Annotated in this window: 6 protein-coding genes; 4 read left to right on the forward strand and 2 right to left on the reverse strand. The window is 66.5% G+C overall.

Annotated features, from left to right (window positions below; all coding sequences use genetic code 11):
* Positions 1-5 precede the first annotated feature (5 nt).
* A complete protein-coding gene (locus tag FRC98_RS10530; protein ID WP_146981371.1) occupies positions 6-2,624 on the forward strand; it encodes an endonuclease MutS2 in 2,619 nt (872 codons plus the stop codon).
* Between the two features lie 2 nt (positions 2,625-2,626).
* Positions 2,627-3,040 (forward strand): hypothetical protein, encoded by a 414-nt coding sequence (locus tag FRC98_RS10535; RefSeq protein ID WP_146981372.1) that lies wholly within the window; start codon positions 2,627-2,629, stop codon positions 3,038-3,040.
* Between the two features lie 367 nt (positions 3,041-3,407).
* On the opposite strand, the gene FRC98_RS10540 is transcribed toward FRC98_RS10535, so the two are convergent.
* A complete protein-coding gene (locus FRC98_RS10540; protein WP_146981373.1) occupies positions 3,408-4,985 on the reverse strand; it encodes a peptidase MA family metallohydrolase in 1,578 nt (525 codons plus the stop codon).
* Between the two features lie 11 nt (positions 4,986-4,996).
* The gene (locus FRC98_RS10545) at positions 4,997-8,311 is read right to left on the reverse strand and encodes a DUF4175 family protein (protein ID WP_146981374.1); all 3,315 of its coding nucleotides are present in this window, start codon (positions 8,309-8,311) and stop codon (positions 4,997-4,999) included.
* A 306-nt stretch (positions 8,312-8,617) separates the two neighbouring features.
* Between FRC98_RS10545 and FRC98_RS10550 the strand changes: the two genes are divergently transcribed.
* On the forward strand, positions 8,618-10,123 hold the full coding sequence (locus tag FRC98_RS10550; protein WP_146981375.1) for an RCC1 domain-containing protein: 1,506 nt from the start codon (positions 8,618-8,620) through the stop codon (positions 10,121-10,123).
* Positions 10,124-10,326: 203 nt separating this feature from the next.
* Positions 10,327-11,835, forward strand: coding sequence for an aldehyde dehydrogenase family protein (locus tag FRC98_RS10555; protein WP_146981376.1), 1,509 nt, complete (start codon positions 10,327-10,329; stop codon positions 11,833-11,835).
* Positions 11,836-12,001 lie beyond the last annotated feature (166 nt).

Consider the following 12,001-nt stretch of genomic DNA (forward strand, 5'->3'; position numbering starts at 1 on the left):
TCGATATGACCTCTGAGAACTCCCCCTCCCCTTCGCTGGCCTGCGACGCCATCCTCGATCAACTTCCCCCCGACGCCGCGCGCCTGCTCAAAGTCACGCTGCTCCCGCTGATCGAAGAGCCCGCCGACACCGAGCGCGACATCCCCAAAAAGTCGCTGCGCGATCTGCAATGGCCCGAACTCCTCGAAGAGCTCCACCGCCTGGCCCGCACCCCCGAGGGACAATTCCTCATCGAGGAGCTGCGCCCGTTGCCCGCCGCCCCCCTGATCGAGCGCCGCCTCAACGAGTGCGCCGAACTGATGGCCCTGCTCGAAACCGACGACGCCCCCCCGCTGGGCGGTCTGCGCGAGATCCGCCGCGCCCTGCAGCACGTCACCCGCCAGGGCGCCCTGCGCGCCGAAGATCTCGAAGCCATCTCCCGCAACTGCGATGTGGCCGCCCGCGTCGCCCGCTACTTCTCCAGCCGCACGCAAGAACTTCCGGCGCTGAGCCTCATCGGCGCCCTGGTCGATCCCTTAAGCGATCTTCGCTCCACCCTGGCCTACGCCATTGAGCCCGGCGGACGCCTCTCCGACCAGGCCAGCCCCGACCTGGGACGACTTCGCCGCGCGGTGCAAAACCAGCAAGACCGCATCACCTCCAGCGCCGACCGCCTGCTCAAGTCCCGCGAGCTCGACCACGCCCTGCGCGACGACTACGTCACCGTGCGCGACGACCGCTACGTCATCCCCATCCGCGCCGGCGCCAGGGGCCACGTCCCGGGCATCGTCCACGACTACTCCGCCAGCGGCCAGACCCTCTTCATTGAGCCCACCGAGCTCGTTGAGCTCAACAACCAGCTGCGCTGGGCCCAGATCGAGCTGGCCGACGAAGAAGAGCGCATCCTCAAACGCCTCTCCGGGCTGGTCGCCACGCATGCCACCACCCTCTTCCGTAACGTCGAGATCCTGGCCTACCTCGATGTGGTCCTGGCCTGCGCGCGTCTCGGCCGCAAACTTCGCGCCACCGTCCCCACGCTTACCGACGGCGAACTGGAACTTCGTCAGGCCCGCCACCCCCTGCTCTTCCTCAAACTCGCCAGCGAGCTCCCCGACGGCCGCCCCCACAACGAGACCGTACCCAACGACATCGCCATCACCCCGCCTCGCCGCGTGCTCATTGTCTCCGGCCCCAACACCGGCGGCAAAACCGTCTCGCTCAAAACCACCGGCCTGCTCGCCATGATGGTCCGCCACGGCCTGCCCATCCCCGCCGATGAGGGCAGCGCCATCCCCCTCTTCGAGCAGATCTACACCGACGTGGGCGATGAACAGTCCATTGAGCGTGACCTGAGCACCTTCTCCGGCCACGTCACCAACATCAACCGCTTCCTCGACTGCTGCGGCCCCCGCTCGCTGGTGCTCCTCGATGAGCTCTTCGTCGGCACCGACCCCATGCAGGGCGCCGCCCTGGCCGTCTCGCTCCTCGAAAACCTCGCCAGCCGCGGCACCACCACGGTGGTCACCACCCACCTCGAAGGCCTCAAAACCCTGGCCTACCAGAGCGAGCATTTTGCCAACGCGTCGATGGGCTTTGACCTCGACTCGCTCAGCCCCACCTACCAGATGACCATGGGCATCCCCGGGAGCTCCTTCGCCGTGCGCATCGCCGCACGACTGGGCATGGAGCAGCCCCTCATCGACCGCGCCCTGGCCATCCTGGAGGGACAGGACCACCACAGCGTCGAAGAGGTCTTAGAGAGCCTCGAAGATCAGGTCCGCGAGCTTCATCTCGAAAAAGATCGCCTGCGCCAGACCCGCCAGGAAGCCGAGACCCGCGCCGCCCGCTACAAAAAGAAGTACGCCGAGCTTCTTCAAAAAGATCGCGACCAGCTCTTTGGCGAAACCCGCAAACTTCGCGAAGATCTGCGCCAGGCCCGAGAGCGCATCCGCCAGGAGCTCAAAACGCTCAAAAGCCAGAAGACCGTCGAGGCCGGCGACCGCACCGAACAAGAACTTCAGGCCATGCAAAAGCGCCTCAAAGCGGCCGAAGACACCGTTGAAAAAACCCAGGAAAAAACCCGCCCCCCGCGCTCCGGCCCCGAGGGCCTAAGCCCCGTCAACCCCGACGAGCTCGAAGAGGGCATGACCGTCTACTGCCGCCCCTTCAAACGCGCCGGACAGGTCCTGCAATACACCCAGGGCGACTCCCAGGCTCGCGTGCAGCTGGGCGATCTCAAGGTCAACGTCAACACCGCCGACCTCTTCCACGTCAGCGAGTCCGAGCGCCGCAACCACCGCCGCGGCCGCCCCACCTCCTCAGGCTCCTCCCGACGCACAGCCCACGGCCCGACCGCATCCCCCTCCGGCGACGCGGTGCTCCTGCCCCAGACCTCCGACAACTCCGTCGACCTGCGCGGCATGCGCGCCGATGAGGCCCTCGACAAACTCGACCTCTTCTTAGACAGCGCCTACCTCCAGAACATCGAAGGCGTCTACATCATCCACGGACACGGCACCGGGGCGCTGAAACGCGCGGTGCGTGGTCACCTCCCCCAGTCCCGCTACGTGCGCGAGTTCCGCCGCGGAGAGCGCGAGGAAGGCGGCGACGGCGTCACCATCGCCTTCGTGCACCGGGGGAGTTGACCATGTGGCCCTCCTTTCTCCACCACCTCTCCCTGCACTTCCCCATCGTCCTCTCGATGGCCCTGGCCGCCGCTGCCACCTTCGCCATCCGCAACGATGAGCCCCCCACGCTCATCCCCCCGCTGCGCTGGGGCGGCTGGTTCAACCTCGCCATGACCGCCCTGGCCATCATCTCCGGCCTGATCGCCGGCGGCTTCTCCGGCGGCTCCGACGACCTCTCCCACCACCGCCTGCTCGGCATCACCGCCTTCTCCGTCATCGCGTTAGCCGCCTTCAGCTACGACTACGGCACCCGCCACAACATCGCCGACTGGCGCCGCTTCGGTGGCCTGCTCTGGTGGGTGGCCTCCTTCGCCGTCATCGGCGCCGGCCACTGGGGCGGCCTGGCCGAACACCGCAACGTCGTCCCCTGGTAATTTTTGGCGTTTCACGACGTTTCAAAACTTGAAACACAACTGCCCCCCGGTCCGCTTCCCTGGCGACCGGGGGTCAGCTTTTCAACGACCGGGGGTCACCTTTTTCAACGACCGGGAGTCACCTTTTTCGACGACCGGGAGTCAGCTTTTTCAACGACCGGGAGTCAGCTTTCTCGACGACCGGGAGTCAGCTTTTCAACGACCCGGGGTCAGCCCTCAACCCTCCCTTCACCGCATAAACACTGAACTTCTCGTGACCGGCAGTCAGCATTTCCGCACGACCGGGAGTCAGCTTTTCACGCAACCGGAAGTCCCACAAACCTCCCCCCCGGCACCATCCCCCACCCTACTCCCCCAATAATTGAAATCACTGGAGCAGACGCTCCGCGCCCCGCGCACGCTCGGCCTGCGCACCTTCTCCCAACCCGGAGTACGCCCGCCCCAGGCCCTGATGCACCCCCGGATCAAAGGGGTTGATCCGCGCCGCCTCCTCCAGCGCCTCCCGCGCGCGCTCATACTCCCCCATCGCCAGATAGGCGTTCCCCAGCTCCAGCCACGTCGTCACATAACCCGGGTAGAGCTCCCGCACCTCGGCGAGCGCCTCCACTGCTGACTGCGGCTCGCCAGTGGCGATCAGACTCTGCGCCAGCCGCCCCTGCAGCACCGGGTTGCGCTGGCCGATCAGCCGCGTGGCCTTCTCATACTGCACCACCGCCGCACCGAACCTCTCGCGCACCTGAAACATCTGCCCCAGCTTGATGTGATCCTGCGCTCCCGGCGCCCCCACCTGCTCAAGCTCCTCCCCACTTCGACGCTCATCCTCAAAGACCAGCCGCTCCTCAAAAGGCTCGGCTTCATCCTCGAACTCCACCACCGGCCGCGTATGCAGATACGCCCGCCAATCCTTCTCAAAGCGCGCCCAGCTCGTCCCCAGCACCCGCGCAAACGCCTCCTGCGCACCGTACCCCTCATTGATCGTATCGAGCAGCTGCCCGAACGCCCCCGGCCCCACCCGCTCGCGCAGATACTCCATCGTCGTATACACCTCCGCAAAAGCCACCGCCGCATCTTCCTGACTGGGCAACTTCGCCATCGAGGGGTGCATCGCCTCAAACGAAATCAAATCATCCGCTTTAAGTCGCGTATGCAACAGATGCTCCGAGCTCGCCGACAACTGCGCCTCATCCTCGCCGCGCCAGCGCCGCTCCAGGAACTTCGCCAGCCCCTCGTGCATCCAGATCGGCACCTGATTGTAGGTCTTGCGGTTGATCACATAATGCACGTACTCGTGAATCAACGTGTCCACCCACCCGTACCCCCGCAACACCGCCCGCGGGCTCGTGATCATCAGCCTGTTGTACTGGCACAACGCGATCGTCCCCGAGGTGCGAATCTCCTCATCCGTCAACATCGAGACCTGCGCCAGCGTCGCCGTCCGCGGGTAAACCTCCACCCGAATCGGCGTCGAGGGAAAATACCCCAGCTCCTCGCCAAGCTCCTCATAGGCCGCATCCAGCGCCTCAAACGCATAGGGCAAGAGCACCTCATCGCGCCCCGGCTCGATATACACCTCAAAACGCCCCGAAGGACTGACGTGGCGCGCGTAACTCCCGGTCACCGCGATCGTCTCCGCGATGATCTCGCGCAGCGCCTGCCAGCTCCCCACCTCGCGGGCCGCAAGCGCCTTATCGATGCGCTCAAGCGCACGCTCGTAATCGCCGTCGTAAAACGCGTAGCGCGCCTCCAGATAGTCGATCTCCGCCAGCCCCGGCTCTTTCTCGCTGAGCCGGTCAATCGCCTCGCGCGCCTCATCGAGCTGCCAGGCCGAAAGCATCGCTTCGGCCTGCCGGTAATCCTCCAGCGAGCTCTGCCCCCACACCGGCGCCGCCCACAGCAGAGCCATCGCCACAACCGCCACCCAAACGAACTTCGCGCGCTCTCTCACATGCTCTCCTTTCACTCGACCAGGCTCCGGTAATAGCGCTCGATCTCCGAGTCGTAATCCTCAAGCCGCCCCTCGCGCATCCCCTCCATCATCTCGCGACGCAGCCGCTCCTGAGCCTCCCGGCTCGATTCCCCGGGGATCTCCACCTTCTCGGTCTTCTGCTGGTTGCCCGAGCGCCTCTGCTGACGACGCTCCTTCTGCATCGCCTGCCGCATCTGCTCGCCAAGCTGCCCGAGCTGATCGAGGGCGGAGCGCTCCCGATCCAGCGCCTGCTGCCCCTCCCCCTGGCGCAGCTGCTCTTCGGCCTCTTGCATCGACTCGGTGGCCTGCTCCAGCGAGGGCATCACCTGGTCGCGCACCATCGGAAAACGCTCGCCAGTCTGCTCGACCTTCTCCCGCAACGCCTCGGCCTTCTCGCGGGCCTGCTGCTGGCGCTCGGCAAGCTCCTCATAACGCTCTTGCTGATCGCCCTGCTCCTGCTGACGCTGCTCCGAGGCCTGCTGTTTAAACTCCCGCAGCAGCGCCACAATCTCCTCGGCACGTCCCGCCATGGTGTCACTCGTGGTGCGCGCGCGTCTTACCGCGCTGCGCTCCGCATCGTCGCGAACATAGCGCTCCGAGAGGCTCAGCGTGCTGCGCATCCCCCGCAGCCGCCGCTCCGAGAGCTCGGCCGCCTCCAGGGCCAGCTGCAGATCCTGCTGCTCCAGCGTCTCGCGCAGCCGCTCGATCTGCTCGGCGTTGTACTCCACCTGACCGTAATCACGCACCGGCAGCGCCAGCCCCTCCAGCCGCCCCAGGTCGCGCTCCTGAGCGGCCACCTTACGCAAGAGCTCCTCGACCGCCGGCGCCACCATCTCCTGGATCGCCTCGCGACGCTCCTCGGCCAGCGCGTCCTCAACCTCCCGGGTCTGCTGCTCCAGCGCCCGCTCCATCTCCTGGAGCTCACCGACCTCCTCCATCAACTCGCCCATCTGCCGGTCGAGCTCCGAGATCCCCTGCGGCGCGGCCTGCTCCATCCCCTGCTCCACCTCCGAGTTCAGGCCCTCCATGAGCTCATCCATCCGGTCGAGCTCGGCCAGCGCCCCGTCGATATCCCCCTTCTCCAGAAGCTCCTCGATCGACTGCAGCTGATCGCCCAGCTGCTTCGACTCGCTCTCCATCTGCATCTGCTCGAGCGCCTCCATGTTGACGTGATCCTGCGGAAGCTGCTCCATCTGCATCTGCATGCGCGCCATCAACTCGGCCATACGCTGGCGAAGTCGTTGCACCTCGCGCTTGATCGCCTCCTTGAGCGCTTCATCCTCGGTGTCGCGGTACTGCTCCAGAAGCTCGCGCAGCCGCTCGCGCATCGCCTTGAGATCTTCGGCCGTCGCCTCCACAAGCTCCATCTTCTGGCGGGCCAGAAGCTCATCAAAACGCAGGAGCGCCTTCTCCAGCTCGTCTTCCACCTGCAGGCTGAAGTCCGCCAGCGTCTGCACATGCCCCATCGTCAGGTCGCCGCGCTCCGAGCGCGCCTGCAACCTCTCCCAGAGCCGGCTGCCCTCGGCCTGAAGCCCCTTGAGCTGCTCGGCCAACCCGTCAAAAAGCGCGGCGTTTCGCCCGCTCATCATCGGATCTTCGGCCACCCGTTCGCGCAACCCCTCAAGCTCGCTCAAGATCAACTCACGAGCCTGATGGTGCGCCACCCCCTGCTCATAAATCGCGCTGCGCGCGGCCACATCCAGCCCCGCATCTACCGCCATGCGATAGCCTCCGTCCGCATCGGCCACCCGCTCCCCGGGCGGCGCCTCCAGCACATCGGCCAGATGCAAGAGCAACGCCTCCAGCAAGGCCTGCTGGTCGGCGATGTTGCGCAGATGCTGGTCCTCCGGGCTCTCCACATAGATCACCAACGCCTCACTGCGCCCCTCCCCCGGACCGGTCACCGTGTTGATATCGGTGGCCGAAAAATAGATCGAAACCTGATCTTTGGGCTGCAACCCCAGCTCCGCCAGATCAAAACTCAAGCTATGCTCCACCCCCTGCGGCTTCGAGGCCAGCTCCCCCAGATCCAGCGACTGACGCTCCGCCCCCTCCTCATCATCGCCAAACTGATGCACAAGACTCAGCCCGCTCAACCCGAAATCATCGAGCGCCTCCACCGAGAGCTCCAGCACATCATCGGGCTGCACGATCAGCGGCTCCGGCCCGGGCTGATGCGAGGTCAGGCGCACCTGGGGCGGCGCATCGGCCACCACGCGAATGGTGCGCTCCACGCCGTCTTCCACCGGCACGCCCTCGGCCGTCACCGCCCGAAACGCGTAACTTCCGCTCTCCTTTAAGGTCAGACTCACGCTCCCCTGATGCCCCGGCCCGAGCTCAACCGGGAGCACCTCCTGCTCCTCGCCATCATCGCCCTGCCAGCGGCGCACAAGCTCAACCTTCTCAAAGCCCTCCGGCCACAGCCCCAGCTGAAGATGCACCCGCGTGCCTTCCAGCGTCTCTACAAAGCCCGAGCCCAGGCGAGCCATCTGGCGCGGCATCCCGGTGTACTCAGGGTAGACAAAGATGGCGTCGATCTGCCCCACGATCGGCCGCACCCGCACCCGATCACCCACCACCGACGCCCCCACCCGGTCGCCGCTGAGCACCCCGAGTGTCCACCCCGGCTGCCAGGCCATCACCCCCAGAAACACGAGCGCAAACACCGCCGTCGCCCCCGCCGGCGCGCGCAGATCACGCGGCGGAACCACATGCGCCAGCGACTGCTCCCTGGCCCCGGCCAGCGCCCGCTTCGCCGTGCGCCGCACATGCGCCGAGGCAAGCGCCGCGCTCACCCCCTGACGCTTCAAATCTTCATCGGCCCCCGGCGTCTGCAAACGCTCCCCGAACTCCAACGCCGCCACCAGATCGTTGCGATACTCCCGGGCGTGCGCCTGCACGATCCTGGCGCTGGCAAGCTCCCCTCGCCGCCGCGCCCGAAAAAGACCGTAAGCCACCGCAGCGCTCACCCCCACCGCCCCCAGCCCCACCGCCAGGATCCAGCGCGCGACCAGCGCCCCCTGCGTCTCAAAGATCGCCGCAACCGCCAGCGCGCTGAGCGCCACAGCCAGCGCCGCCGACGCCGCCCACAACGCCCCTTCCACAAGCACCGGTCGACGAAGATCACGCTCCGTGCGCCGGAGCAACGCCTTAAGCGCCGTCAGCGACGAGCCCACATCGGCTCCCGCACCTCCGCCCGAAGAGCCCTCGGCCCTCGCGTCGCTCTGCTCTTCCTGCGGCGCGCGGCTCTCCCCGGCATCATCAGCCTCGGTGGCCGACTGCGGCTGCTTTGTCTCATCGTGCATACGTGACCATCGTTGAAGTCCTCGTCGTCCGACACTCGCCAGGACATCGGCAACATCCCGCAAACTCTAGGGCAGCCCTCAGATCGCGACAACCTAACAAGGATCGGGCACCTCCCCGGACACCGCGACTAACCGATAGCCTCCGGGCCTTTAATCCCGAGCGCCAGCCCGCCGCCAGCCTTCCCGGTGCCTCCGCCCCCCTCAATCCGCAACACCGCAACTCTTGCATCGACGACTCTCGCCCCCTATCACTCAGAACTCTCAACCCGATGTTGCCCCCATGACCTCTTCCCGATCGAGTGGATGATGTTCTTCCCCGCCGCCGTGACTCGCCAGTTCGCCATTCTCATCCTGTTAACGACCCTGGCGCTCACCGCCGCCTGCACCTCCTCCCAATGCGAGTCCAACGCCGACTGTTTTGAGGGCGAAGTCTGCAACATCGGCGCCTGCCAGCCTGAGAGCATCGTCACCGACGACACAGACCTCGACGCCGGCAACCTCCCCGACGCCGAAGAAGACGCCAACGACGCCGACCTCGACGCCACCTCTCCCGACGTCGACGAAGATGCCAACGCTAACACCGATGTCGAAGACGCCGACGCAACCGACACCGAAGACGCCGAAGATCCCCACGCCGACGCCGTCATTGCCGACGCCGACGTCAGCGAAGATCCCGAAGATCCCGACGCCGACGTCAGCGAAGATCCCGAACCGACGATCACCGCCATCGCCGCCGGCACCTTCCACACCTGCGCAATCTACGACGAAGCCCTCTACTGCTGGGGCCGAAACTCGCACGGCCAGCTCGGACAGCCCTCAAACGAAGCGGGCTTCTACCACACCCCCACCCTGGTCGCCGGGCTGGAGTCAGGCGTAAGCGCGGTGGCCGCCGGAAGTGACTTCACCTGCGCCGTCCAGGACGGCGCGCTGCTCTGCTTTGGCAAAGGCGGCCTCGGTCAGCTGGGCCGCGGCGAAGCGGTCGATTCCAACAGCGCCAACCCCACACCCACCCCGGTCGTCGGGCTGGAGTCCGGCGTAAGCGCCGTCGCCGCCGGAAGCATCCACGCCTGCGTCATTCAAAACGGCGCCCTCAAATGCTTTGGCTACAACGGCCTGGGAGCGCTCGGCGACGCCCGGACCGCCGGAGAATCCAACCCCGACGCCATCACCCCCACCCCCATCACCGCCGAGGGTCTCGACGCTGGCGTCACCCTGGTGAGCGCCGGCGGCCACCACACCTGCGCGCTCCACAACGGCGTGGTCAAATGCTTTGGCAACAACAGCCAGGGCCAGCTCGGCCACGACCAGAACCTCGGCCAGGACACCCACAACCCCACCCCGACCGCCATCGCCGGCTTAACCGACGTCACCCTGCTCGAAGGCGGCGAATACACCACCTGCGCCATCGCCAGCGGCGCCGCCCGCTGCTGGGGCCACAACTACTACGGCCAGGCCGGCCACCCCGACAACTTCGACACGCTCGGTGTCCAGGACCACACCCTGCACACCGTCGAAGGCTTCGCCGCCAGCGCCACCGACCTGAGCAGCGGCCGCCAGCACACCTGCGCCGTTAAAGACGCCATCGTCTACTGCTTCGGCGCCAACAACTCCGGGCGCTGTGGCCACGACGGCGATTCGACCTACCAGCCCATCGCTCTGAGCACGCTCACAGACGTCTCGCTCATCGCCAGCGGCAACATCCACAGCTGCGCGCTGGCCGGCGGCCAGCTCTACTGCTGGGGCAACGCCACCTACGGCCAGACCGGCGCCACAACCTCCTCCCATATCCCCAACCTGGTCACCTTTCCCTGACCCTCGGTCGCCTTCAAACCTGACCCTCGGTCGCCTCACTAACCCGACCCTCGGTCGTGCAAAGTCCTTTATATATGCGCTCCTTCCCGACCTCCCCCACACGAGCAACGCCCACCCGCCTCTGGACATCCCGCCTCACGTCGCCACAATAGAGCCGCCTGCCAACCTGTGTCTGCACATCTCCAACCACCTCCCGAGGTCTCATGATCCCCTCCCGCGCAAACTTCATCGCCGGCCAATGGACCACCCCCGCCCGCGCCCAGAACACCCTGCGCCGCGAAAACCCCGCTCTGAAAGACGAGCTGATCTTTGAGACCCCCTGGTCCACCGACGCCGTCAACCTGGCCGTCGACGCCGCCCGAAAAGCCCTCCCCGCCTGGGATAAACTCGGCGTCGAAGGCCGACTCCCCTACATCGAGCGCTTCCGCAAGGCTCTCGACGCCCGCAAAGAGGGGCTCGCCCGCGCCATCACCACCGAGATGGGCAAACCGCTCTGGGAATCCCGCGGCGAAGCCGGCGCGCTGACCGCCAAGATCGACATCATGAGCACCGAGGGCCTCGACCTCACCAGCCCCGTCCACCCCGAGGGCCTCCAGGGCGGCTCCTGGCACCACCGCCCGCTTGGACCTCTGGCAGTGCTCTGCCCCTACAACTTCCCGCTCCACCTCCCCAACGGCCACATCATCCCCGCGCTCCTCACCGGCAACACCCTCATCGTCAAACCCTCCGAGCTCGCCCCCCTCTCCATGCAGCTCTACTTTGAGTGCGCGCAGGAGGCCGACTTCCCCCCCGGCGTCCTCAACCTCGTGCACGGCCCCGGCGAAGTCGGCGCCGCCTTGAGCGCCCACCCCAGAGTCGCCGGCGTGCTCTTCACCGGCTCCTTCGCCACCGCCCAGCGCATCCGCCGCGCCACCTTCGACCAGCCCTGGAAGCTCCTGGCCCTGGAGATGGGCGGCAAAAACACCGCCATCGTCCTCGACGACGCCAACCTCGATCAGGCCGCCCACGAGATCTTGCTCGCAAGCTGCCTGACCACCGGCCAGCGCTGCTCGGCCACAAGCCGCGTCGTCGCCCACACCACCATCATCGACGCCCTCCAGGATCGCCTCGTCGCCCTGCTCGAGCGCGTCACCACCGGCGACCCCACCACCGAAGGCGACACCGCCCCCTTTATGGGCCCGCTGGCCGACCGCCGCGGATTTGAAGACTTCCTCAACGTCCAGCAACAAGACGATCAGGGCACCCTCATCCCCATCCTCGAAGGCGGCGCCCACCCCGAACTTCAAAGGGGCTACTTCGTCCGCCCCGCCCTCTGGCGCGCCTCCCAGCTCAACGCCCAGGGCGAACACCAGACCGAAGAGCTCTTCGGCCCCGACATCGTCCTCTACGAAGCCTCCGACGCCGCAAGCGCCGCCCGCCTCGCCAACGCCACCGACTACGGCCTGGCCATGAGCGTCTTCACCGCCGACCCCGAGCGCTTCGACGCCCTCACCTACGAGCTCGACTGCGGCATCCTCAACCTCAACCGCTCCACCGTCGGCGCCTCCAGCCGCCTCCCCTTCGGCGGCATCAAAAAAAGCGGCAACCACCGCCCCGCCGCCATCCTCGCCCCCCTCTACTGCACCTACCCCCAGGCTCGCCTCCAACAACCCGCCGAGTTCTCCCCCGACACCCCCCACTCCGGCCCCCTCAACCTCCTCAAACCCGCATAAACACACAACCTCTCGTGACCGGGGGTCACCAATTATCAATTAATTTTCCCCGGTTGCGCCCCCCCTGCAAACCACCTGCCCCCCTCACAAATCGACCAACGTGGCAGCCCCCCGCGCCCCACAACCACCCAACCACCCAACCACCCAACCACAACCCGCACACCCC

The organism is Lujinxingia vulgaris (genome assembly GCF_007997015.1).
Taxonomy (GTDB): Bacteria; Myxococcota_A; Bradymonadia; order Bradymonadales; family Bradymonadaceae; genus Lujinxingia; species Lujinxingia vulgaris.

What these genes read in the sequence shown, in the direction of transcription:
- FRC98_RS10535 (WP_146981372.1), top strand. Translation starts at nt 2,627, where the DNA reads ATGTGGCCCTCCTTTCTCCACCACCTCTCCCTGCACTTCCCCATCGTC.
- FRC98_RS10545 (WP_146981374.1), bottom strand. Translation starts at nt 8,311, where the DNA reads ATGCACGATGAGACAAAGCAGCCGCAGTCGGCCACCGAGGCTGATGAT.
- FRC98_RS10555 (WP_146981376.1), top strand. Translation starts at nt 10,327, where the DNA reads ATGATCCCCTCCCGCGCAAACTTCATCGCCGGCCAATGGACCACCCCC.
- FRC98_RS10530 (WP_146981371.1), top strand. Translation starts at nt 6, where the DNA reads ATGACCTCTGAGAACTCCCCCTCCCCTTCGCTGGCCTGCGACGCCATC.
- FRC98_RS10550 (WP_146981375.1), top strand. Translation starts at nt 8,618, where the DNA reads ATGTTCTTCCCCGCCGCCGTGACTCGCCAGTTCGCCATTCTCATCCTG.